This window comes from Syntrophotalea acetylenivorans, from assembly GCF_001887775.1.
Classification (GTDB): domain Bacteria; phylum Desulfobacterota; class Desulfuromonadia; order Desulfuromonadales; family Syntrophotaleaceae; genus Syntrophotalea_A; species Syntrophotalea_A acetylenivorans.
Genome location: NZ_CP015519.1, coordinates 1,451,327 through 1,474,925, shown reverse-complemented (window position 1 = coordinate 1,474,925; position 23,599 = coordinate 1,451,327). Strand labels below are relative to the sequence as shown.

Here is a 23,599-nt window from a genome sequence, read left to right as displayed (position 1 = left end):
GTCCGCAACAGCAATTCCGGAAGGATTCATAGTTCATGAAAGCACAACTTGCCAAAGGTTACGAGCCCTCCGAGGTGGAACGGAAGTGGTATGATTCCTGGGAAAAAGACGGGAGGTTTCACGCCGATGAGGCTTCTTCAAAGCCTGGCTATTCTATAGTTATTCCCCCACCCAATGTAACAGGTGTGCTTCACATGGGGCACGCCTTGAACAATACCCTGCAGGATATCCTGGCCCGCTGGATGCGCATGCGCGGATCGGAAGTTCTTTGGCAGCCCGGCACAGACCATGCCGGTATTGCTACCCAGAATGTGGTGGAAAAGCAATTAGCTGCGGAGGGGCGGGACCGCCATGATTTGGGCCGCGATGGCTTCGTTGAGCGGGTCTGGCAGTGGCGGGGTGAATCGGGTGGACAGATCATCAATCAGCTTAAGCGGCTCGGTGCTTCCTGCGATTGGGAGCGGGAACGCTTTACCATGGATGAGGGCTTATCCAAGGCGGTGCGCGAGGTGTTCGTCACTCTCTACGAAGAGGGACTGATTTATCGTGACAACCGTTTAATCAACTGGTGCCCACGGTGTCACACGGCTCTTTCGGATCTTGAGGTGGAGCACGAAGATCAAAAGGGTCAGCTTTGGCATCTGCGTTACCCCGTTAAGGGGTGCGACCAGGTGTTGGTTGTGGCCACTACGCGCCCCGAAACCATGCTCGGTGACACCGCTGTGGCGGTTCATCCCGAAGACGAGCGCTATGCCGATCTGATCGGCAAGAGCGTTGTGTTGCCTCTGGTCGGTCGCGAAATACCGATTATCGCCGATGATTATGTCGACAAAGAATTCGGTAGCGGTGCGGTGAAGATCACTCCGGCTCATGATTTCAACGACTTCGAGATGGGAAAACGCCACGACCTTGAATTTATCAATATTTTTGATGAATCGGGCGTGGTCAATGCCAACGGTGGCGCTTACGAAGGATTGGAACGGAGCGCCGCCCGGCAGAAGGTACTGGCCGACCTGGAGGCGGGCGACCTGCTGGAACGCACCGAGGAGCATCTCAATGCGGTCGGCGAGTGTTATCGCTGCAAGACCGTCATCGAGCCTTACATGAGCCTGCAGTGGTATGTCAAGGTAGAGCCTTTGGCCAAGCAGGCTATCGCCGCCGTCGAGGACGGGCGTACCAAAATTATCCCTCAACAGTGGGAAAAGACCTATTTCGAGTGGATGTACAATATCCGCGATTGGTGCATCAGCCGCCAGATCTGGTGGGGACATCGCATCCCTGCCTGGTTTTGTGCCGACTGTGATCAGATCACTGTTACCCGTGAGGATGCTACGGTCTGCAGCCATTGCGGCGGCAGCCAATTGCGCCAGGAGACCGATGTATTAGATACCTGGTTCTCCTCTGCGTTGTGGCCTTTTTCGACCATGGGCTGGCCCGACAAGACAGCCACTCTGGATAAATTTTATCCCACATCCTGTCTGGTAACCGGCTTTGATATCCTGTTTTTTTGGGTCGCGCGGATGATGATGATGGGCCTCAAGTTTATGAATGAAGTACCTTTCAAAGAGGTCTACATTCATGCCCTGGTGCGGGATGCCAGCGGTCAGAAGATGAGCAAGAGTAAGGGCAATGTTATCGACCCGTTGACGGTTATCGACGAATACGGGACCGATGCCTTCCGCTTCACCCTGGCGGCCTTTGCCGCTCAGGGACGGGATATCAAGCTGTCCCTGGAACGGATTGCCGGATACCGGAACTTTGTCAATAAATTGTGGAACGCCAGCCGTTTTGCTCTGATGAACCTGGAAGACTTTAAGCCGGGAACCATCGATCTTGCTCAAGCCAAGCTGTCGCTGGCCGACCAGTGGATACTCACCCGGTTAAACGTGGTTGCCGGACAGACGGAACAGGCTCTGGCCGATTATAAATTCAACGACGCGGCAGGGGCTCTCTATGCCTTTATCTGGCATGAATTCTGCGATTGGTACATCGAGCTGAGTAAAGAAGATCTCTACGGAGAGGACGTGGCTCGCCGTCAGGTGGCCCAGGAGGTTCTTTTCACCGTGCTGGAGCAGTTGCTGCGCCTGCTGCATCCCATCATGCCCTTTATCACCGAAGAGATCTGGCAAGTGCTGCCCGGTGAACGACCGACCTCGTCGATCATGCTGGCCACATATACAAATGCCGACGTTTTTCCGTCCAACCCGCAAGGCGCGGCGAAGATGGAATTGATCATGGAGGTCATCAAGGGCATCCGTAATATTCGCGGTGAAATGAATGTGGCGCCCGGCAAGCAGATTCCTGCGGTACTCGATTGTAAAAGTGACGCTGCCGTTAATGTGGTGGCTGAGGGTGAAAACTACATTCGTGCCCTGGCCAAACTCAATGACCTGTGTTTCGGTATGGGAGCCGAACATCCGGAACAAGCAGCTACTCAGGTTGCCGGCGAGGTGGAGATTTTGTTGCCCCTGGCCGGGCTGATCAACCTGGAAGAAGAAAAGAAGCGCTTGCAGAAGGAGATTGCCAAGGTCGAGAAGGACGTGGCCATGTTCAGCAAGAAACTGGAAAATGAGGCTTTCCTGGCCAAGGCTCCCCCGGAAGTGCTGGAAAAGAATCGCAGTAAATTGCAGGAGGCCAGGGAAAAAAGGGCCATCTTGCAGGAAAGCTTGAGCAAAATCTGTAGCTGACCGACTGCGGCTAACTTAACGCTGTACTCAACGGCAAATTGAATATGGTCGGATTTTTGTTCCGGGTCGGTGTAGACGGTTCGCTTCGTTTTCACCGGCCCGGGCATCGTTGGACCTACCATGAAACTCCTGCAAATCCGTCTGGCCGGCTCAAGTCTCCGACAATTTTAGCCAAATAGCCTTGCTGTTTTGTTTGAAATTCTCGGAAACCAGGGTTCGAACAGACAATTGTTCGATCAGGCCCGTTTAGCCCAACATCCTTTTAGCAGTTCAGCATCATTTGGGCCTGTAATCATGAATCTTCGCAGCAAAACAGCTTTGCTTATGGCCCTGGTGGTGGTCCTTGGTGTTGTTGCCAGTGGCTTTTTCTCCCTCTCCCTTCTTCATCAATCTCTGCGTCGATCTGTTCTGCAGGGCGCTGAATCCCTTGCCCGCTCCAATGCTGAAGCCATCGATCGTTATCTTGACGAGACATTGCAGGATACCGAAGCAATGGCCGCCCAATTGCCTCGCCATTTATTGCAGGGCAGGGAACCTGCCAGTCTGGCAAGCTATCTTCGCCAATTAAAAAAACTCTATCCGAAATTCGAAAATGGTCTATTTGTTCTCACCCCCCAAGGGGACCTGCAGGCCGATTTTCCCGTGCATTCTGAGCTGCATGGCAAAAACTTTGCCTTTCGAGAATATTATCAACGGGCTGTGCAGGAACGGCGTGCCATTATCGGGCATCCTTATGTCTCTTCCCGCACAGGTCAGCTGGTTGTGACCTTTACGGCTCCTATGTGGGGCCAGGACAAAGAGCTGCTTGGCTTGCTCGGATGTTCCGTGCAGCTCGCTTCTCCCCGTGCTCTGGGCGGCATTACGCAACGTCACTTCGGTGAAACCGGCTATATCTATGTTTATGACAGTTCCCGGTTGATGATTCTTCATCCTCTGGCGCAGCGCATCGGCAAAAGGGATGTCCCCGTCGGTGCCAATCATCTCTATGATCAGGCCTTGCAGGGAATGGAAGGATCCGGTGAAACGGTCAACTCACGGGGGGTGGCCATGCTGGCGGCTTTTGCCCGCATTCAAAGCCTGGACTGGGTGGTGGCCGCCCAACAATCTTCCGTCGAGGCTTTTGCTCCACTGCGGTTGGCTAGAATCAAGGTTCTGTGGGTGTTGTTGGCCAGTGCCGCTTTTGCCGCGGCGATCGGTGCCCTGGCCATTCGTCGAGTGACTTTTCCCCTTATCCGGTTGCAGAAGGCTGCAGAGCAACTCACCTTCGATGCGCCGGAAGCTGCCACCATTGCTGCGGGCGATGTCGATAAAACCTTAGCGGATTTGGAACAAAATTATGCCGGTGGTGAGATCGGCGGGTTGGCTAAAACCCTGCGAGAGCAACACCAACGGCTGGGTAAAAGCCTGGTAGAACTGCGGGATGCGGCCCGGAACTGGGAACAAACATTTAATTCGGTGCAGGATGCAATTTTTGTCGTCGATAAAAAGTGCCGTATCCAGCGACTTAACCGAGCTGCCAGCGAGTTGTTTAAACTGCCTGGCGATGAAATTATCGGCACCCCCTGTTACCGCTTGATTCACGGCAGCGATCAGCCTCCTGATTATTGCCCCGGGCGCTTGACCCTCGCCAGTGGCCGGCCAGGACAGGCTGAACTTATCGATACCTGTTTGCCTGGTATTTTTGAGGAGACCACTACTTTGGTTCATGAGGGTGCCGATGGTGAACCTTCGGTTGTTCATTTGCTTAAGGATCTCACGCAAGTCAAGGCCAGTGCGGAAGAGATCAAAAGGCTGGCCTATTACGATTCCCTGACCGGGTTGCCCAATCGCGTATTGTTTGAGGAGCGCCTCCTTGCCACGGTAAATGCCTGTCTCCATTCAAAACGACCGGGGGCGGTTCTGTTTGTCGATCTGGATCAGTTCAAAATGGTTAACGATACCCTGGGGCATTCGGCGGGTGATCAGTTGCTGCAAGTCGTTGCCCGGCGTCTTGAAGGTTGTTTGCGGCAAAGCGATGTGGTAGCCCGCTTCGGGGGAGATGAATTCGTCATTATTCTGTCTCATCTCGGCCCGGGGAATAACGTAGTGGAAATTGCCGGGAAACTGCTCAAGGTATTATCTCAGCCCATGAAATTGGGAGGAGAGCGTATCAATTGTTCTGCCAGTATTGGTGTCGCCCTCTTTCCCAGGGACGGCAAGGATGTCGAAACATTGCTTAAGCATGCCGATGTCGCCATGTATCAAGCCAAGGCGTCGGGGCGCAACAATTTTCAATTCTTTGCCGCGGAGATGGAGTGGAAGGCGCAAGAAAATTTACGCTTGGCCCAGCTTGAAGGGCAAGAGGAAGAATCTGGCCAATATTAGGCACCGCCCAGATTATTGTTCAATACTTGTTGCAGATAATGGCGTATTTGGGCGCTGTCCGTCATGGACAGTGCTTTTTTTGCGGCCGCTTCCGCGGTGTTCAGGGACAGGTCTCGCAAGAAGGCCTTGATGCGCGGGATGAATGGGGCTGCCATGGAGAATTCCCGGATTCCCATGCCGAGCAACATCAGAATATGAGCTGGGTCAGTGGCCATTTCTCCGCACAGGCAAAGGCCTTTTTGTTGCTGCGCGGCCACCTCAGCTACCTCCTGCAAAACGAGCAGAACGGCCGGATGTAAGGGGTCGTAGTACTTGTTGACCAGTGGATTGTTACGGTCGGCCGCCAGCATATATTGAATCAGGTCGTTGGTTCCCAGAGCAAAAAAGTCCACTTCTTTGGCCAGTTGCCCCGCCATCTTAACCGCCGCCGGCACCTCGATCATCACCCCGACAGGAATTTTCTCTACAAACTTTATCCCTTCGGCGGACAGAGTCTGACGTGCCTCGGCAATGACTTCGTGGCAAGCTCGGATTTCTTCCAGGCCGCTGATCATAGGAAATAACATCTTGACCGGGCCGTGGCAGGCGGCCATCAGGATCGCTTCGATCTGGGTGCGAAAAATATCCCGGTTGTCGAGGGACACCCTGACCGAGCGCCAGCCCATAAAAGGGTTTTCTTCCGGGGGAGGACTGAAATAGGGGAGCCCCTTGTCGCCGCCGATATCGAGGGTGCGAATGGTGACCGGTTGACCGTCAAAGCCTTCGACCACTCGGGCGTACAGACGGTACTGCTCTTCGCGAGTGGGAAAATCGCCGCGAATCATATAAGGGAACTCGGTGCGGTAGAGGCCGACCCCCTCAGCTCCATTGCGTTGGGCGACGGCCATGTCGCTGACCAGCCCGATGTTGGCTCGCAGTACCACCGGTGTGCCGTCCTTTGTGACGGCGGGAAGTCGGGCGAATTCCTCAAGACGGTGCGATTCATTCCTTGCTTCCTCTTCCAGGCGGTCGTATTCCTCAATGATCGCCGTTGGTGGAGAGGCATAAAGGCAACCCGAGTTGGCGTCGAGAATCACCGGTTCTTGCGGAGCGATTCGTTTCACGACGCCTTTGACCCCGACCAGCGCCGGGATGCCGAGAGCCTTTGCCATGATCACGGCGTGGGAGTTTTTTTCTCCCGATTCGGTCACAATGCCGAGAATCTGCTCGTGATCAAGAGCCGCCATGTCCGAAGGCAGAACTTCCTTTGCGATCAGAATGCCGGGATGCTTTAGGTGCAGAACCTGATCTTCACGGCCGCTCAAGTTGGCTGCCAGGCGCCGACCGATATCCTTCATGTCAGCGGCCCGTTCGCGCAGATAGGGGTCATCCATACGCTCAAAGGCACCAATATAGTGGTCAACGACCTTTTTTAGAGCATAGGCGGCACAATGGCGTTCCTCGATCTGTTGCTGAATACGCTGCAGGAAGGCCCGGTCCTCTAAGATCATCAGATGAGTATGAAAGATCGAGGCATCGTCGGGTGACAGTTTTTCTGCTACCCGTTTTTCCAGATAGATTGTTTGAATACGGGTCTTTTCAAGGGCCTGTTCAATACGCTCCAGTTCCTCTTCGGGGTCGACCTGGTCCTCTTCGAGAAAATCGGCAAAACCGCCACTATCCACCATGACATGGGCTGCTCCCGATGCCAGTCCCGGATAGGCGACCGTACCCCGTAAGGGGCCCTCCTGACCAGAGGGGGTGGTTTCGGTGACAGGTTGCAGGGCCTGACGGCTCTTTTCCAAGGCCAGAGCAAAAGTCTGAGCTTCCTGCTCTTTTTGATGAATAAAGTCGAGCAGCCGGGCATTGATGACGATGGAGGCGACTTGAAAGGCAATGGCCGACAGGGTACTGGTTTCGGCGGCGGTAAAACTCCGTGGTTCACGGGTCTGAATAACCAGTACGCCAATGGTCTTTTTGCGGTCCATCAATGGAATGCCGAGAAAAGAATGAAACTGCTCTTCACCCGTTTCCTGAAAGTAACGGTAGCGGGGGTGATCCTGAGCCTCTTCTGTGGCGACCATTCGGCCTTCTTCAACCACCAGGCCGGTGAGGCCTTCGCCCAGTTCCATGGTAACCTGGCCTACCGATTCCGGAGACAGTCCGCGGGTGGCTGAGAGGCGCAAGGTCGTTTCATTCTCTTCGAGAAGATAGATGGAACAGACATCAGCTGCAGTACGGCGGGCGACCAGAGCGACGATATTGTTCAGCGTCTCGTTCAGGTCGTGGGACTGCAGGATCAGGGCACTGATATCCTCGAGGGTGGTGACCCCAAGTTTTTTTCCGGATGTTTGAGGCATAGCTCCACAGGGCGCTTTAGGGTGAAATGAAATGGGACTAAGACGGCCTCATGATACCCAAAGTCGAATTGTTTGGCGACCAAAAACGCCCGGTCAATGTCGAAAACGCCCAACCTCTGAGCTGAAGTGACAGGCTGCCAGATGACCGCCGCCTGCGTCGAGTAGAGTGGGTGACTGTTGGCGGCAGAGATCACGGGCATAGGGGCAGCGGGGATGAAAATGACAACCGCAGGGTGGATCAAGAGGCGAGGGCGGCTCTCCTTGCAGCAGGCGTCGTGCATGGCGGCGCCCCGGGTCCGGCGTCGGCACGGCGTTAAGAAGCGCTTCGCTATAGGGATGTCGCGGGGCCCGGTAAAGGTCCGTCGCGTCAGCCAGTTCAACGATACGGCCCAAGTACATAACGGCGACCCGATCGCTGATATGTTCCACCACCGACAGATCGTGAGCGATAAATAGATAGGTTAATTCAAACTCTTCCTGTACGTCCTGGAGCAAGTTAACGACCTGTGCCTGGATGGACAGATCGAGGGCCGAAACCGGCTCGTCGGCCACGATCAAGCTGGGGCGTACAGCCAGAGCGCGAGCGATACCGATTCGCTGGCGCTGGCCGCCGGAAAATTCATGGGGATAACGGTCGATGTGTTCTTCTTTCAGACCGACGATCTGCAGCAGCCGCAATATTTCCTGGCGCAGGGCGCGGCCTTTGGCCAGATGGTGGATGCGTAGCGGCTCACCGATAATATCTCCGATGCGGTGGCGGGGGTTGAGAGAGGCGTAAGGGTCTTGAAAGATCATCTGCATTTCACGGCGTAGGCTGCGCATGGAGCGGGTAGAGCGTTGCAGAATGTTTTCACCGCGAAATAATATTTCCCCTGCGTCGGGTTCCAGCAGGCGCAGAAGAGTTTTGCCGGTAGTCGACTTGCCGCAGCCCGATTCGCCGACCAGACCGAGGGTTTCACCGCGTCGCAAGGCAAAAGAGACTCCGTCCACCGCTTTGAGAACACGGCGCTTTCCGCCAAGAGGGCCGGGGGAGGTTAAAAACGACTTGGCGAGGCCTCGGACCTCAAGCAACGGTTCCATTTAATCTCTCCAGCAACGTACGAAGTGGTTCGGTTCTATTTCCACCAGGGACGGTAGCTTGTTGCGTACTGGGGCGAAGGGGGGATTGAGACCGTCGAGGAAAGATTGGCCCACGGGTGTTTCACCTGATTGTGATCTGTTTGTGATAATCGGCAGCCGATGACGTTTGTCGCCAAGGCGTGGGATACAAGCCAGAAGCCCTTGGGTGTAAGGGTGAGTTGGCCGGGAAAACAATGTGGCCGTTGGAGCATACTCCATGATCAGTCCTGCATTCATGATCGCCACCTTGTCCGCTGTCTCAGCCACGATGCCCAAGTCGTGTGTGATCAGCAGAGTCGCCATTTTTTGTTGTTCCTTCAGTTGCTCGAGCAGGTCCAGAATCTGGGCCTGAATGGTCACATCCAGAGCTGTGGTCGGTTCGTCGGCTATGAGAAGGTCAGGGGCGCAGGCCAGGGCCATAGCGATGACAACACGCTGGCGCATGCCTCCGGAGAGTTGGTGAGGATATTCCCGAAGGCGAAGATGGGGGTCGCCGATACCGACCTGTTGCAGCAGGTCAGCGGCGCCGGTTAAAGCTTCCTGCCTGCTGGCCGCTCTGTGCAGGCGCAGCACTTCGGCAATTTGTTCACCGATGGTCAACACCGGATTGAGGGCGGTCATCGGCTCCTGAAAGACCATGGAGATTCTATTGCCCCGGACCCGACGCATTTCGTTGGGTGGCAGGCGGCGTAAATCCTCGCCCTGAAACAGTAGTTCTCCCTCGACGACCCGCCCCGGGGGTTGCACCAGCCGCAACAGCGACAGGGCCGTGACCGACTTGCCGCAGCCCGATTCACCGACCAGCGCCAGGGTTTCGCCCCGGTCGATGCTGAATTCGAGACCTCGCACTGCCTTGACCAGACCGGCGGTAGTGAAAAAGTAAGTCATCAGGTTGCGGACGTCGAGCAATGGGCTCATGCGGTATCCTTTACAGGTGTTGGCGCGAATAAATCTACATGGAATAACGGTAGCGGTCAAGCGGACCTTCGGCAGCAGTTTTGGTATCACGAAGCGGGGTGCCGTGTTAGAATCTCCGGAAGATCGTAACATGGCAACCAGTGGTAAGTTTTGTCAAAATCTGTATAGTTGTCATGCCCCTCAGGTGTTTTAAACAGCCCGAACAAGGCAAAGGGACAGGCAGTATTTTCATTGTTAACGGAGAGAATATGTCACGCTGGATCGACTTGCATCTGCACAGCAACTGTTCCGACGGGGCCTTGCCTCCGGGGGAGGTGGTCCGTAAAGCAGCCGCTGCCGGACTTTTGGCAGTCGCCATTGCCGACCACGATAATGTCGATGGCATCGACGAGGCGATGGCTGCAGGTCATAGTTGCGCTGTGGAGGTTTTGCCTGCGGTAGAGTTGTCGGTGGTCTGGCAGAGTTTTCAAGATATTCATTTGCTCGGCTACTGTTTCGATCCGCACCATCCGGAGCTGTGTGCTGCCCTGGCGGAATTCCGTGATTTTCGCAATGGCCGTAACGAGCAGATCGTGACACGAATTAATCAGCGTCTGACAGCCGAAGGGCGCGCTCCTTTGGACTTCGCGGCTATTCGCCAGCGAGCCGGAGGCACACTGGGCCGTCCTCATATTGCCTTGGAACTCATGGCCCAAGGTCATGTCCGGTCTAAAGACGAGGCCTTTGATCGTTATCTGGTGCCTTGCAATGTGGCGAAACGGTTTTTCCCTATCGAGGAGGCGATAGCCCTTATTCAACGAGCTGGCGGCGTAACCTCCTTGGCCCACCCCGCTTATATCAGCCGGGATCGGAAGGTGCTGGCGCAACTGTTTGATGATTTTGTGGATTGTGGTCTGGAAGGTATCGAGGTTTACAGTAATCAAGCCAGTAACGACGATATCGACTGGCTTTTAAGTGAGGCTAATCGCCGTAGGTTGCTGATAACAGGTGGCTCCGATTTTCATGGTGGACATGAGGAGGAGCTGGTAATTGGTGGTTTGCGGGGCAACTTACGGGTGCCTTATCGGTGCGTGGAGGACTTGCGGTCCGCTGCCACCCAACGTCAGGCCGGTGATCCCGGGTTGGCTTCGCGGTCGTAGATAGCGGTTATATCACCCAGGGGTTGCAGAGTGCTGATGGGCAAACTCTCGCCTCTTTGCCAGGCGGCGAGGGCCTGCCTTTTTTCCTCGCCGCTAACCAATACGAGAATATCTTGGCTTTGACTCAGGGCGGCGGCACTCAGGGTAACCCGTTCCGAGGGTGCTTTGGGGGCATGGAACACCGGCTGTACCAGGGTCTTCTTTTGGACCGGCATGTCAGGAAAGAGGCTGGCGGTGTGCCCGTCGCCGCCAAGACCGAGCAGTACCAGGTCGAAGGGAAGGGCCTCACGCACCAGTGGCTCGTAGGATTGGGCAGCTTTTAGGGGGCCAAGTTCGGCGGGTATCGCATGAATGTTGGCCGGCAAGATGGCCACGCGGTTGAGCCAAACCCGGCTTGCCATTAAGCTGTTGCGTTGCGGGTCGTCTACGGGCAGGCAACGTTCGTCTCCAAAGTAGATCTGCCAGCGGTGCCAGTCGGTGTCGATCTCGCTGAGCAATCTGTAGGTTTGTTCGGGAGTCCGGCCACCGGCCAGGACAATGCGAAATCGGCCGCGTGCCGCAATGGCCTGATTGGCGGCCAGCAGAACCTGTCGGCAGGCCCGGGCAGCCACCTCCTCCTCATCCTTTGCCAGTTCCCAGTGAACAGTTTTCATCCCTTATCCTCCTAGTGCCCTGTGCGGTTAATCCTGTCTTCTAATTCTGGTCCTTTTGGCCGCTGTCTGCGTTGCACCTCCTCGGTTTAGCCCGGGCTAGGCCTGCGTCGGCGCGCCTTGACAACAACCAAAATTTCTCAGAATTACTTGACACGACTAACCAAACAGGACACTGGTGGTTCAGGGCAATAGCTCAAGGGAATTGCGCCAGAAGCGGCACTTCTCGTCGAACAGCCGGTCGGCTTCTACCGGGCCCCAACTGCCGGCGGCATACTCGGGAATTTCGTCCTTTTGCGCCGCCCAGCCTTGCAAGAGCGGGTCGACAACCTGCCAGGCGCTCTGTACCTCTCGATAGCTTAAAAAGAGCGAGCGATCCCCCTTCATGATGTCGAGCAGCAGTTCTTCGTAAGCATCGTTAGCCACTTCATCCGTGCGGCGGTAACTGGCATCCAGGCCGGTACGGCGGGTGGCCATCTCAAGCCCTGGTGCCTTGACGGTCATTTCCACACGCAGGCATTCGTCGGGCTGGATGCCCATTAACAGCCAATTCGATGCTTCGCATCGTATGTGGCTGGCGCGGAAAAACTGTTGCGGAGGGTGTTTGAAGCAGATGGACACCATCGATTGTTTCTCGGCGAGCCGTTTACCGGTACGCAAGTAAAAGGGGACCCCGGACCAGCGCCAGTTGTCGATAAAGAGCTTAAGGGCGGCATAGGTTTCGGTACGGCTGTCCGGAGAAACACCGGGCTCTTGCAGATAAGCCTGGACCGGCTGACCGGCAACCGTGCCGCTGCTATAGCGCGCACGGACCGCACAACGATCAAGATTTTCGGTAGCCAGGGGGCGAATGGAGCGCAGCACCTTGAGCTTCTCATCGTGCAGGGCTTCGGCATCCATGGAGATGGGAGCTTCCATGGCAACGAAGGTTAACAGCTGCAACAGGTGGCTCTGAATCATGTCGCGCACTGCCCCGGCGTTGTCGTAAAAGCCGGCCCGGCTGCCGACGCCCTGCGGTTCCGCATGGGTGATTTGCACATGGTCGATGTAATTGCGGTTCCACAGCGGCTCCATGAGTACGTTGCCGAAGCGGAATACCAGGATGTTCTGTACCGTTCCTTTACCGAGATAGTGATCGATGCGATAGACCTGTTTCTCTTCCAGGAACCGGCTTAGTTGGCTTTGTAATTCAGTGGCGTTTTTCAGGTCATAGCCAAAGGGTTTTTCGAGAACGATCCGTCGCCAGCCTTCTTCTTCCTGTAACAGCCCGACGTTGCTCAGATGCTCGACAATCGGGCCATAAGCGCTTGGACTGACAGCCATATAAAAGATGATATTGGCAGAAAAGCGCTGGCGGTTGGTCATCAGCTCTGCCAGCTCCTGGTAGAGGTCCCCTTGGTCAAGGTCGCCTCGATAATATTCACTGCGTTCGATAAAGCGGGAGAAGGTTGCTTCGTCAATGCCTCCTCGGGCTTTATCGACAATCGCCTGACGCGCTTCCTGTTGCCATTGTTGCGGTTGCCAGGGACGACGGCCGGATGCCACGATACGGGTTCCTTCGGGCAGGCGGCCGGCAGCTTCCAGGTGGTAGAGGGCCGGCAGCAATTTGTTCCGGGACAGGTCGCCGGTAGCGCCGAAGATGATGATGGTGCATGGTTCTTTCATGGCTGATCGTTCCAGTCGCTGTGAAAAAAGGTTCCCCGTGGCGAATCGAGGCGTTCGTACTGATGGGCACCGAAGAAATCCCGTTGAGCTTGCAACAGGTTGGCCGGCAAGCGAGGGCAGCGATAGCCGTCGAAAAAGGCCAGGCCTGCGGCCATGGCGGGCAGAGGGATAGCATGGTGACTGCCGAGTGAAATGGTTTGTCGCCAGTGGGTTTCACTTCGGCTGAGGGCGTCGCTGAAAAACTCGTTCAGCAGCAGGTTTGTAAGTTCTGGTTGTTGGTCGTAAGCGCGGGCGATATCGTCGAGGAACGCACTACGGATAATGCAGCCGCCTCGCCAGGTCAGAGCGATGTCGCGATAGTTTAGGTCCCAGCCGAAAGTTTCTGCTGCAGCTCGCAGCAGCATGAATCCCTGGGCATAGGAGATGATTTTAGCGGCGTACAGAGCGTCGTGAACCGCAGCAATAACCTCATGCTCGGCAGCCTCCAGGCGTTTCCCGGAAGCTCCCAATTGTTGAGCCGCAACCTGCCGCTCCTGGTGACGGGACGAAAGGGCGCGGGCAAAGACCGCCTCGGCGATCAGGGTCAAAGGTACGCCGAGTTCCAGGGCGCTGGCCACGGTCCAGTTGCCGGTACCCTTCTGACCTGCAGCATCAAGAATCTTGTCGAGCAGGGCCTGACCGTCCTTGTCCATGACTCCAAGGATCTTCCCGGTAATTTCAATAAGGTAGGAATCGAGAGGCCCCCGGTTCCAGTCCTGGAAGATGGTTTGCAGCTCTGTTGCCGACAGGCCAAGGCCGTCGTGCATCAGCTGGTAGGCCTCGGCAATGAGCTGCATGTCGCCGTACTCGATGCCATTATGGACCATCTTGACATAATGACCTGCGCCGCCTTCTCCCATCCATCGACAACAGGGTTCGCCCTTTACCCGGGCGGCAATGGCCTCGAATATCGGTTGCAGCTCGGGCCAGGCGTTGGAATGCCCGCCTGGCATCAATGCCGGTCCGTGCCGTGCCCCTTCTTCGCCGCCGGAGATGCCACAGCCGACAAAACACAGGCCCTGCTCTGCGAACTGGCTGCAGCGCCGAGTCGTATCCTGATAATGAGAATTCCCGCCGTCGATAACAATATCCCCTGGTGACAGCAGGGGAGTAAGTTGCTCAAGCAGGGCATCGACTGCCTCACCGGCCTTAACCATCAGCAGTATCTTGCGGGGTGGTTTAAGAGCGTTTACCAGTTCTGTCAGAGAAGTGGTGGCGATGATGCTGCTGTCGGCGGCCGAGCCTTTTAAAAAGGCCTCCGTCTTGCTGGTGGTGCGATTATAGACTGCGACGGAAAAGCCATGGTCGCTGATATTGAGTGCCAGATTTTGACCCATGACGGCCAGGCCGATGAGGCCGATATCCCCTTGAGGCATACAGAATCCTTTTAGTTCCGGAGTGATACTCAGGGTGCAGGGTAGTTTCCCTCAACAAGGGTATTCAGGTTTTCCGTTGCCGCCTTGCTTAGAAAATCCATCAATTGTTTTGCACGCATCGGCTTGGCGAAGTAATAGCCCTGCATGTCGTGACATCCATGTTGCCGCAGAAAGTCCAGCTGGTCAATAGTTTCAACACCTTCGGCGATCTGCTTCAACCCCAGGCGAGAGGTCATGGCGATAATGGCTTGAACGATGGCGACATCATCCGGGTCCTCCGGAATATCACGGACAAACTCCTGGGCGATCTTGATGCGATCGATGGGGACGTTTTTAAGATAGCTCAAGGATGAATAGCCGGTACCGAAATCGTCGATGGCGATCTGAATGCCCAGCTGTTGTAGTTGTCCGAGGATCAGCGTCGCCGATTCTTTCTGTTTCATAAACACGCTTTCGGTAATTTCTAATTCCAATAACTGCGGTGGCAGGCCTGTCTCCCTGAGAATTTTAACGATGAGCTCTACCAGGTTGGGTTGGCCAAGCTGACATACGGATAAATTGATCGCCAATCTCAGGGGCGGATGGTTTGTATGCTGCCAAGTCACCGCTTGCTGACAAGCTGTGCGTAAAATCCATTCGCCCAATGGGCGTATCAAACCGGTTTCTTCTGCAATAGGGATAAATTCGCAAGGGGGAATTATTCCCAGGTTGTCGCTCTGCCAACGCACCAAGGCCTCGACGCCGACTATTTGGCCGGAGCATAAATTAACTTGAGGTTGGTATACCAGATGGAACTCCTCCAGGCGTAGAGCCCTTTGCATGTTGGTTTCGAGCCGGTGACGGACCATTGCCTTTTGCTGGATCTGTTTAGAGAAAAAATGGAAATCATTGCGACCGTCCCGCTTTGCTTCGTACATGGCAATATCAGCATGCTTAAGGAGGGTTTCGCTGTCATTGCCGTCACGAGGAAAGAGTGCGATGCCTGCGCTGGCCGAGGTGAAGATCTCGCTTCCATTGAGTTCAAAGGGTTGTTCGGTCAAAAGATCAAGTATTTTTTTGGCAACGTTGGCTGTGGCCAATTCGCTCTTCATGCCGGTTATCAGCAAGACGAACTCATCACCGCCCCATCGGGCCAGAGTATCGCATTTCCGCAGGGTTGATTGTAGGCGAAGAGCGACTTGTTTTAATAGCAGATCGCCTTTAGCGTGGCCGAAGGTATCGTTGGTCTGTTTGAAATTATCCAGGTCCAATAGCAACACTGCTGCGAATTCATCGCAGCGTCGTGCCTGATTAAAAGCCAGATCCATGTGATCGGCCAGCAGTGTCCGGTTGGGAAGTCCCGTCAGTTCATCAAAATAGGCCAGTCGCTGCACTTCCCGTTCGCTGTGGAGTTTGTCGGTGATGTCGACGAAGGAGCCGGTCAGGCAAAGGGGGGTTCCGTCAGGATCGGTGACGACATGGGCCAGAACTTCGGCAGTAAACAGAGAACCGTCCCGGCGGCGGGATTTAATTTGACCTTGCCAGGATCTCTTGCAGGCAAGCTGTTGAAGCACTGCCTCTACATCCTTTGGGTTGTGGTGAAAAAAACGCAGGTCACGGCCCTGAATATCCTCAAGCTGGTCGTAACCCCACAGGTCGAGAAACGCTCGGTTGGCATGGGACAGATTGCCTTCGAGGTTGGCCATGGCGAAAGGGGTGATCGAGCTGTCGATGGAATATTTGGCCAGGTACAGGTCCTTCTGGGTCTGTTTTATGGCGGTGAGGTCACGGTAGATTTTCAGGATTGTTGACGGTTCTCCCTTTTCGTCACGCAGGGCGACGTTAGCGGTACAGTGAAGATGATGTATGCGGCCCTGCGGGTCGGTAATGCAGGTCTGTTTGTCATGGATTTTGCCTTCGGCAAAGGCTTGCAGAGCCGGGCAGGGTCCGGAACAAGGTTCGCTACGATGGTGAAGGATTTCATAGCACCTTTTGCCGACTACATGCTCGCCGTAAAGTCTTTTGGCGGGGACATTGGCCCAGAGTACCTTCCTCTGCCGGTCCATCATGCACATGGGGTCGTTGATGCTGCCGAGTATGGCTTTGAGAGTTCCTTTACTTTGTCGCAGGGCTTTGTAAGCCCGTCTTCGTTGTAACAGGGCGATGGTAAGGGATAAGGCCAGGCCGGCAAAACTTGTGGCCAATACCAGGGCGATGAGGAGCTTTCGGCGCTGGGCCGCAGAGACGGTCGCAGGTACGTTGACCAGACGGCTGCCCTGCGGAAGTTGTTTTCTGTCGATACCGAAACGTTTAAGAGCCCGATAATCGAATATATAGATGTTAGGGCTGGCCCGGGCCACTGGAATATCACTTATCTGTTCTCCGCGCAGGACTCTCAAGGCCAGTAGCGCGGCAGTTTCGCCCTGCTGACCAGCACTGACAACCAATCCTCCAATAACTCCTCCCTTGATTAAATGGTCGCCAAAGACGTAAACCGGGCCCTTGCTGTAGCGGCTGATAAAAGCATTGCTTTCTGAGACGGTATAGTAACGGCCTTCGGCGGCCCTATAGAAGTTGCAATCGAAAACAATTGTGTCGGTGGGCAGTGAAATCAGGGCCTCTTTCAATTGCGTGGTGCTGAGGCCGACCAATTCGGTGAAATCAATGCGGTCGTCGTAACGCGGGGCGAGTTCGCGCAATCGTTGAAGGTTGGCCATAGCCGAGGGTGTCCGGTCGCCAACCAAGGCTACATGGCGCGTGGCGGGGTGGAGGGTCAGGGCAATCTCCAGGTTACCAGCATAGTCATTTGATTCAGCCACCCCGGTAAAGTTTTGGTGGCCGGCTAAACGACCGTCTTTAAAGTTATTGATGCCGCAGAATACCACAGGCACACCGGGAAAGAGGTCGTCGCCGTAAGTGAGAAGAAAGTCGAGGGCGTTGTCGTCGGAACAGAGAATAATATCGAAAGTGTGTCGGGCGTATTTTTGGCTGTAAAATTGATGAAGTTGCGGGAAGAGTTTTGCCGGGAGGTGACGTTTTGTGTCCATTTCCTCGATGAACAGTTCGGCATCGGGAATTTCGCGGTTGATAACCGCTTCCATGGCCGTGGTGATGTTATGGGTCCACTCGTAGCCGTGGTGATAGGAATGCAGCAACAGGATATTTCGTTTGGCCGAAGCTTCACCGGTGAAAAACAACAGCGGCAATAGCAGGAACAGAACCCTTTTCACTCTATTTCCTTTCACTTGCTGATGTTGTGACAGGATGTGATGAGTTGCAGGGTTATATAATACTAGAAAATTTTAAGGCTGCCGCCGGATTTCATATTTATTTGAATATAGAGTTGGATACGGAAGGAAGTGTTATTGCCGGGCGATAGGCAGGACGGATGTAGAGGGGGAGTCAGATTTAACGAGTTGCCCCTGGTCCATGGCGATAATTTCACTGCCAAGACGCTGCGGTTGATCCGGCAGGTGAGTCGCCTGAATGATAGTGATCTCTCGTTCAATCAGGGTCGGGATGAGCGAATCGAAAGTTTCGATACTTTTTTTATCCATGTTTGAGGTCGGCTCATCCATAAGCAGTACCTTGGGCTGCAGCAAAAGGGCGCGGGCAATGGCCACCCTCTGCTGCTCGCCGCCGGAGAGTTCCCGGGCGTTTCGCCGTCCGAAGCCGGATAGCCCAACCAAGTCCAGGGCTTCATGAATTCGCCGGTGTTGTTCGTCGCCATGAATACCGCGAATCTTCAGACCGTAGGCGAGATTGTACCGAACACAGCGGTGAAAAAGGTATGGCGACTGGTGAACCAGGGTGACCTGACGGCGAATCTTCTGTAATTCGCGACGTTTCCACGGGATCGCCTGTTCTTGAAAGAGCAGGGCACCGCTTGTGGGCTTCATTAATAAAGCCAGGATTTGCAACAGAGTGCTTTTGCCGCAACCGTTGGGACCGACCAGGGAGTAAAGGCGGTTTGGCAGGAAGTCGAGCTCCTCGATATTGAGCACAACGTGACCATTATAGCTTTTTTGAAGATTGCGAACCGATAGGATGGGCTTCACGGCTTACCTCTGCTGCAGCAGGTTGAGGAACAGGTTGACCAGCAAGGCCACGGTCATGAGGAACAGACCGAGAGCCAGGCCGAAAGCGAATTCCCCTTTGCTGGTTTCAAGGGCAATGGCGGTGGTCATTGTGCGGGTAAAACCGCGAATGTTGCCGCCGAGCATCATTGCCACTCCGACCTCGGCGACCACTCGGCCGAAGCCGGCGATGATGGCCGCCATGGCACCAAAGCGGATTTCCTGTAATAATTGAAGGGAGCTCTGGAAAGAACTGGCGCCAAGGGTCAAGGCGGTGGGTATGATTCGCTTATCAGCGGCACTCAGGGCGCCAATGGTATAGTTGGCAATGATCGGGGTGGCCAGAATGACTTGGCCGATCACCATGGCCCAGGGGGTAAAGAGCAGTCCCCAGCTGCCGAGAGGTCCCATACGGCTGAAGAAGCCATAGCAGACCAAGCCGACCACTACCGTTGGCAGGGCCATCAGGGTGTTGAGCAGGGTGATGACGATGCGTTTTCCAGGAAATTGGCAGGTGCCGATAAGCAGGCCCGTCGGGATGCCGACCAAAGAAGCAAGGATGATGGCAATGGACGACACGTACAGAGAGGTCCAGACCGTCATGTAAACTTCGGGATCGTAGGAAAGGATCAGCTGTAGCGCCTGGATTAATGATTCGAGCAGAAAGTCCAAAGGGACGCTCCTTGCGGTCAAACGATAACGGACAAAATTCTTAAATAAGTTAAAATGCCAGCATGATGGCTGCCTCTGTGAAGGCTGCTTAGGATATATAAAGGGGTAGGTGAAAGTCAATACCGTTTGGCAGTAGGCTATATGGCGGAATTTAAACCCTGTTGGCTTTGGTTGGGTGAAATATTGCTTGGTCATTCGTTCGTAACGATAACGGTTGATAACAAGACCACGGTTCGGACCAAACCGAACCGCACAAGATGAGGGAGGCGTTATGCTTGGTGCCATCGCCGGTGATATCATCGGATCCCGTTTCGAGTGGCATAATCACAAGAGCAAAGATTTCGATCTATTTACCGACGCCAGCTGTTTTACCGACGATACGGTACTGACGGTTGCTTTGGCTGACAGCTTATTGAGCGGCACTCCCTTTACGGATAGTCTCAAGGAGTACTATCGCCGCTATCCCACCGCCGGTTACGGCGGTCGGTTTCAGCAGTGGGCTGCCAGCGAAGTCAGGCAACCTTATGGTTCCTTTGGCAATGGTTCGGCTATGCGGGTCAGCCCGGTCGGTTGGTATTTTAACGATCTTTCGACGGTCCTGAGTGAATCTCGCAACAGCGCCGCAGTCACTCATGATCACCCCGAAGGGATCAAGGGAGCACAGGCAACCGCTGCCGCTATTTTTCTGGCCCGCATCGGTGAGAACAAGGCGGATATTCGGGACTTCATCGTTGAGAGGTTCGGTTATCGTTTCGATTTTACCCTCGATGATATTCGACCTTCTTACCGGTTTGACGTCACCTGCCAGGGGTCGGTTCCTCAGGCTCTGCAGGCATTTTTTGAGGCGAATGACTTTGAGGATGCCATTCGCAATGCTATTTCCATCGGTGGCGACAGCGACACTATCGCCTGTATCACTGGCGGTATTGCCGAAGCGTTTTATGGCGAAGTGCCTGCCTGGATCGCGGAGCAGGTCTGGGCTCGACTGGATGAACCGCTGACGGATGTAGTCAGACTATTTCGTTCAACTTTGGGCGAAGGGTAGAACCGTATGCACAGGAGTTTTTCGGTAAGGTTCGATAGCAGCTGATTTCAGGACGGGACAGCGAAAAGCAAAAGGCCCTCACCAGCAGGTAAGGGCCTTTTGCTTATTTCATGTCATGTTTGAGTTAAGGTCAGTGCTTAGGACCCCGCTTCAGGGCCACCAGTTCAGCGCCCAATGCCTCGGCTACTTGCTTCAGTTCGCTCATACGCATGTGCTTGCTGTAAACCTTGAGATTTACGTCGGAGACAGCACTGACGATGTAGCGAGGGGTTTTTGCACCGTCTACAAACTTTTTGCGTTCCCGATAAAAAATTTTACCTGCCATGATGTCCTCCTGCTTCTGGGTGTACCGCTCTGAGTAGCGGTAGATACAGTTTCTCCTTGATTATAACACTAGAAATCAGCAGGAAATCAACGGTTGGAGCTTAAACCCTTTTTTTGAGGGTGGCATTGCAATGTTGCTGGATAAAATCGTATGATTAAAAACAAGATATTCAGGTACTTGAGTATTCAGCTGATCCCCGTTTTCCAGTGAATGCATCCGCAAGGAGTTTCTTTTGTCTCAACCCGATTATTTGCAGCTTCTCGATCATCTTTATGATGGCCTCTATTTCGTCGACACTCAGCGAAGAATAACTTTCTGGAATCGCACGGCTGAGGAGATTACCGGATTCAGCGCCGAAGAGGTGATGGGCAGCCACTGCTACGACAATATCCTTAACCATGTCGATGCACAAGGAAACGCGCTCTGTGAAAATGGCTGCCCCCTGTCCAGAGCGATCGAGGGTAATGTAAACATCGAGTCGGAGGTCTATCTTCGCCATAAGCATGGGCACAGGGTGCCGGTGGCCGTGCGTATTCGCCCCTTGCCCGGAGCCGATGGTCGGGTCATGGGTGGGGTTGAACTGTTCCAGGATCTCAGCGAAAAGACCGGCGTGCTGCTTCAGTTGGAGGAATTACGACAACTGGCGTTGGTCGATAGTTTGACCGGGTTGGTCAATCGTAATTATTTCGAGAGAGAGATCGAAAGCCATCTGCAAGAGCAAGCTCGGTATGGATGGCCGTTTGGTCTGTTGTTTATCGATATTGATAATTTCAAATATATCAATGATAATTTCGGGCATGGTTTTGGCGATCAGGTGCTGCAGATGGTGGCCAGAAACCTTAAGCACATATGCCGGCCTTTCGATGTTTTCGGTCGCTGGGGTGGGGAAGAGTTTATCGGGCTTGTGCGCAATATAGAAGGGGCAGAGTTGATAGCCATCGGCGAGCGGCTGCGTATGTTGATCGAGAGTTCCCGGCTGCAACAGGAAGATGGCTCCGTGGGGGTCACGGTATCGGTTGGCGCAACCTTGGCGCAAGTCGGCGATTCTTTAACCGATCTTGTCGGGCGGGCTGATGAGTTGATGTATCAAAGTAAAAACAGGGGTAAAAACTGTTTGACCAGCGATATTTGACGGCCTCGCAAAAACCCCTCTATGGTTGCGGCCTTTTTAAAGGATTTCGAGATGCTGGATGTTTATTTTTGCTTAGCCATCCTATAGTTTTTTGCGCCGCCGGCGTTTTTGATCGATATTGAGTGTTTTCTGTTTTCAATCGTCCAAAACGAAACAGCCCTGCCGATGATAGTTCTCGGTGGGGCTTTCGTCTTTAACAGGTGAACAATCGGGAGCTAGAAGAACTCGACGCGGTTGCGTCCCTGTTTTTTTGCCCGGTACATGGCCTGGTCGGCCTGTTTTATCAATTCTTCGATGGAAGTTTCCTGGCCGTTAAAGAGAGATATGCCGATGCTGACGGTGATGGAAAAGGTTTCGCTGATCTGCTCCATCGGCATGGTGGCTATGGAGGTGCGAAGGCGTTCCGCGGTCAACAAAGCATTCTCCCGACTGATCTGTGGCAATAGGGCGGCGAATTCTTCGCCGCCGAAACGGGCGAAAACGTCGGTTTCCCGCAGTTCCATGCGGCAGCGTTCAGTCAGGCTTTTGAGAACCTCATCACCGACATCGTGACCGTAGGTGTCGTTGATCAGCTTGAAAAAGTCGATATCGAGTATCAGCAGAGCGAAGGGGGGAGTGTAGCGGAGGCTACGGGCCAGCTCCTCCTTGGCGCGGCTGATAAAGTAACGTCGGTTCCAGGCGCCGGTCAGGGAGTCGGTGATGGCCAGATTACGTAGCTCGTTCTCTATGCGTTTGCGCTCCGAGATGTCGCGGCAGATGCTGAGGATGGCAGGTAGGCCGTCGTATTCCGTGCGCTTGGCGTTGGTCCAGACCAGCAGTTCCCGTCCGTCTTTGGTCTGATGGTGGGCTTCGAAAGAGACGTGGCCGTCCTCCTCAATTTTGTCGAGCAGTTGGGGGGAGCTGATGGCTGTTTGGGTCTTTTTGAGCCGGTCCATCGGCATTGACAGCAACTCCTCCCGACTGTAGCCGAGACGTTCGCAGGCCACTCGGTTGACATCCAGTAAACGCTCGGAGAAATCGTGAACGAATACCGCGTCGCCGGCAGAATCGAAAAAGGTTCGGTACTTTCGAACCGAGGACTTGAGCGCTTCCTGCATTAATTTGCTGTCAGTGATATCACGCATGGTGGCAAAGATTTCCTGACGCTCCAGATCGGCGCTGGCGTTCCAGACTACCCAGCGATAGCGGCCGTCCTTGCAGCGCAACCGGTATTCGCAGGTGCCGGTCTGTTGCCTCAGTAGCAGCCTCTCTTCACCTTCGACAGCAATTCGGCGATCCTCCGGATGAACCAGATCCAGCCAAGGTGTGTTAAGCAGTTCGGCGACGCTCCAGCCAAGGGTGCGGGTCCAGGAAGGATTGAGATCCTTGAAGCAGCCATCGATGCCGATGAAACAGAGCATGTCGAAAGAAGCTTCGAAAATTCGCTGACGATCAACCACGGCCTGCTTGCCTTCGGTGATATCCCGGATATTGGCGGCAACGTGACAGATAGGTCCCTCCGGTTCCGGCACCGGATGAAAGGTGATGGCGCACAGTCGGCGGCCGCCGGAAGAAAAGGTGACCCAGCGCTCGTATCGCACCGTATCACCGTTAAAAGCCTCAACCAGGTGGGGCCGAATAGTGCTGTCGAAGTCCTCTTCGCCGAATAGTTCGGCAACGGGCCGGTCGATGATTTCCCCGGGCTGGCGGGCAAAGGCGTTTAGATAGCTGTCGTTAACCACCCGACAGACGTAATCGCTGTCGATCAGGGCGATCAGATCCGGGGTGGAAGAAACGATTCCCTTGTAGTGTTGCAGATCCCGGTTGGCCTGGCGCAGCTGAAGGTCGTTCTGGTTTTCTGTGTGGCAAGCCGAACTCAGGTCTTGAACCTGCGCGGCAATGGACGGTGCCTTGCGATCCGCTTCGATTTGCTGCCTAAGGGCTGCCAGTTCCTGGTGGGCTGCTGCCAGTTCGGCCTTGAGTTGCGTCCGGGGTTTGTCAACATCCGTTGTCATGGAAGTCCTCATGTCGTGAGTTTCATGCAACTCGACTCGTGCATTCATAACCCAGTTTGGTCGCTATAATCTGTCTGGTC

16 protein-coding genes are annotated in these 23,599 nt (G+C 54.5%); 5 read left to right on the top strand and 11 right to left on the bottom strand.

The features are described from left to right. Positions 1 to 35: 35 nt before the first annotated feature. Entirely contained in the window at positions 36 to 2,687 is a 2,652-nt protein-coding gene (locus A7E78_RS06710) for a valine--tRNA ligase (RefSeq protein WP_072283510.1), read from the top strand. Positions 2,688 to 2,981: 294 nt separating this feature from the next. After that, positions 2,982 to 5,051, top strand: coding sequence for a diguanylate cyclase domain-containing protein (locus tag A7E78_RS06705; protein ID WP_072283509.1), 2,070 nt, complete (start codon positions 2,982 to 2,984; stop codon positions 5,049 to 5,051). Here A7E78_RS06705 and ptsP read toward each other — a convergent pair. The 3 genes from ptsP to A7E78_RS06690 form a co-directional block, all read right to left on the bottom strand. After that, positions 5,048 to 7,390 carry a phosphoenolpyruvate--protein phosphotransferase gene (ptsP, locus tag A7E78_RS06700; RefSeq protein ID WP_072283508.1) on the bottom strand — a complete coding sequence of 781 codons (2,343 nt, stop codon included), beginning with the start codon at positions 7,388 to 7,390 and terminating at the stop codon, positions 5,048 to 5,050. The two genes, A7E78_RS06705 and ptsP, sit on opposite strands and share 4 nt — an antisense overlap. Before the next feature lie 93 nt (positions 7,391 to 7,483). After that, positions 7,484 to 8,470 (bottom strand): ABC transporter ATP-binding protein, encoded by a 987-nt coding sequence (locus A7E78_RS06695; protein WP_072283507.1) that lies wholly within the window; start codon positions 8,468 to 8,470, stop codon positions 7,484 to 7,486. Continuing rightward, the gene (locus tag A7E78_RS06690) at positions 8,471 to 9,427 is read right to left on the bottom strand and encodes an ABC transporter ATP-binding protein (protein WP_072283506.1); all 957 of its coding nucleotides are present in this window, start codon (positions 9,425 to 9,427) and stop codon (positions 8,471 to 8,473) included. 248 nt (positions 9,428 to 9,675) lie between these two features. Between A7E78_RS06690 and A7E78_RS06685 the strand changes: the two genes are divergently transcribed. Beyond that, the gene (locus tag A7E78_RS06685; protein WP_072283505.1) at positions 9,676 to 10,566 is read left to right on the top strand and encodes a PHP domain-containing protein; all 891 of its coding nucleotides are present in this window, start codon (positions 9,676 to 9,678) and stop codon (positions 10,564 to 10,566) included. Here the strand turns inward: A7E78_RS06685 and pgl are convergent. The 6 genes from pgl to A7E78_RS06655 form a co-directional block, all read right to left on the bottom strand. Then, complete coding sequence (gene pgl, locus A7E78_RS06680) at positions 10,530 to 11,219, bottom strand: 6-phosphogluconolactonase (protein ID WP_072283504.1); 690 nt, start codon at positions 11,217 to 11,219, stop codon at positions 10,530 to 10,532. The genes A7E78_RS06685 and pgl overlap by 37 nt on opposite strands. Positions 11,220 to 11,399: 180 nt before the next feature. Beyond that, a complete protein-coding gene (gene zwf / locus A7E78_RS06675) occupies positions 11,400 to 12,881 on the bottom strand; it encodes a glucose-6-phosphate dehydrogenase (protein ID WP_072283503.1) in 1,482 nt (493 codons plus the stop codon). Then, on the bottom strand, positions 12,878 to 14,296 hold the full coding sequence (gnd, locus tag A7E78_RS06670) for a decarboxylating NADP(+)-dependent phosphogluconate dehydrogenase (RefSeq protein WP_072283502.1): 1,419 nt from the start codon (positions 14,294 to 14,296) through the stop codon (positions 12,878 to 12,880). Before gnd ends, zwf begins: the two co-directional genes overlap by 4 nt. Before the next feature lie 29 nt (positions 14,297 to 14,325). Beyond that, on the bottom strand, positions 14,326 to 17,505 hold the full coding sequence (locus A7E78_RS06665) for an ABC transporter substrate binding protein (RefSeq protein ID WP_072283501.1): 3,180 nt from the start codon (positions 17,503 to 17,505) through the stop codon (positions 14,326 to 14,328). A gap of 132 nt (positions 17,506 to 17,637) precedes the next feature. After that, a complete protein-coding gene (locus A7E78_RS06660; protein ID WP_072283500.1) occupies positions 17,638 to 18,333 on the bottom strand; it encodes an ABC transporter ATP-binding protein in 696 nt (231 codons plus the stop codon). A 3-nt stretch (positions 18,334 to 18,336) separates the two neighbouring features. Further along, positions 18,337 to 19,023: an ABC transporter permease gene (locus A7E78_RS06655; RefSeq protein ID WP_072283499.1), complete on the bottom strand. Its 687-nt coding sequence runs from the start codon at positions 19,021 to 19,023 to the stop codon at positions 18,337 to 18,339. Positions 19,024 to 19,294: 271 nt separating this feature from the next. On the opposite strand from A7E78_RS06655, the gene A7E78_RS06650 reads away from it, so the two are divergent. After that, the gene (locus A7E78_RS06650; RefSeq protein WP_072283498.1) at positions 19,295 to 20,068 is read left to right on the top strand and encodes an ADP-ribosylglycohydrolase family protein; all 774 of its coding nucleotides are present in this window, start codon (positions 19,295 to 19,297) and stop codon (positions 20,066 to 20,068) included. A gap of 130 nt (positions 20,069 to 20,198) precedes the next feature. Here the strand turns inward: A7E78_RS06650 and A7E78_RS06645 are convergent, their stop codons facing one another. After that, positions 20,199 to 20,393 carry a hypothetical protein gene (locus A7E78_RS06645; RefSeq protein ID WP_072283497.1) on the bottom strand — a complete coding sequence of 65 codons (195 nt, stop codon included), beginning with the start codon at positions 20,391 to 20,393 and terminating at the stop codon, positions 20,199 to 20,201. A 232-nt stretch (positions 20,394 to 20,625) separates the two neighbouring features. Here A7E78_RS06645 and A7E78_RS06640 point away from each other — a divergent pair, with 232 nt between their 5' ends. Further along, complete coding sequence (locus A7E78_RS06640) at positions 20,626 to 21,525, top strand: sensor domain-containing diguanylate cyclase (protein ID WP_072283496.1); 900 nt, start codon at positions 20,626 to 20,628, stop codon at positions 21,523 to 21,525. Between the two features lie 215 nt (positions 21,526 to 21,740). Here A7E78_RS06640 and A7E78_RS06635 read toward each other — a convergent pair whose 3' ends face one another. After that, positions 21,741 to 23,519, bottom strand: a complete 1,779-nt coding sequence (locus tag A7E78_RS06635) for a sensor domain-containing diguanylate cyclase (RefSeq protein ID WP_072283495.1) — start codon at positions 23,517 to 23,519, stop codon at positions 21,741 to 21,743. Positions 23,520 to 23,599 lie beyond the last annotated feature (80 nt).

Coding starts and splice junctions, on each gene's coding strand:
- A7E78_RS06710 (WP_072283510.1), top strand. CDS start 36: ATGAAAGCACAACTTGCCAAAGGTTACGAGCCCTCCGAGGTGGAACGG.
- gnd (WP_072283502.1), bottom strand. CDS start 14,296: ATGCCTCAAGGGGATATCGGCCTCATCGGCCTGGCCGTCATGGGTCAA.
- zwf (WP_072283503.1), bottom strand. CDS start 12,881: ATGAAAGAACCATGCACCATCATCATCTTCGGCGCTACCGGCGACCTG.
- A7E78_RS06650 (WP_072283498.1), top strand. CDS start 19,295: ATGCTTGGTGCCATCGCCGGTGATATCATCGGATCCCGTTTCGAGTGG.
- A7E78_RS06645 (WP_072283497.1), bottom strand. CDS start 20,393: ATGGCAGGTAAAATTTTTTATCGGGAACGCAAAAAGTTTGTAGACGGT.
- A7E78_RS06685 (WP_072283505.1), top strand. CDS start 9,676: ATGTCACGCTGGATCGACTTGCATCTGCACAGCAACTGTTCCGACGGG.
- A7E78_RS06635 (WP_072283495.1), bottom strand. CDS start 23,519: ATGACAACGGATGTTGACAAACCCCGGACGCAACTCAAGGCCGAACTG.
- A7E78_RS06690 (WP_072283506.1), bottom strand. CDS start 9,427: ATGAGCCCATTGCTCGACGTCCGCAACCTGATGACTTACTTTTTCACT.
- A7E78_RS06705 (WP_072283509.1), top strand. CDS start 2,982: ATGAATCTTCGCAGCAAAACAGCTTTGCTTATGGCCCTGGTGGTGGTC.
- ptsP (WP_072283508.1), bottom strand. CDS start 7,390: ATGCCTCAAACATCCGGAAAAAAACTTGGGGTCACCACCCTCGAGGAT.
- A7E78_RS06695 (WP_072283507.1), bottom strand. CDS start 8,470: ATGGAACCGTTGCTTGAGGTCCGAGGCCTCGCCAAGTCGTTTTTAACC.
- pgl (WP_072283504.1), bottom strand. CDS start 11,219: ATGAAAACTGTTCACTGGGAACTGGCAAAGGATGAGGAGGAGGTGGCT.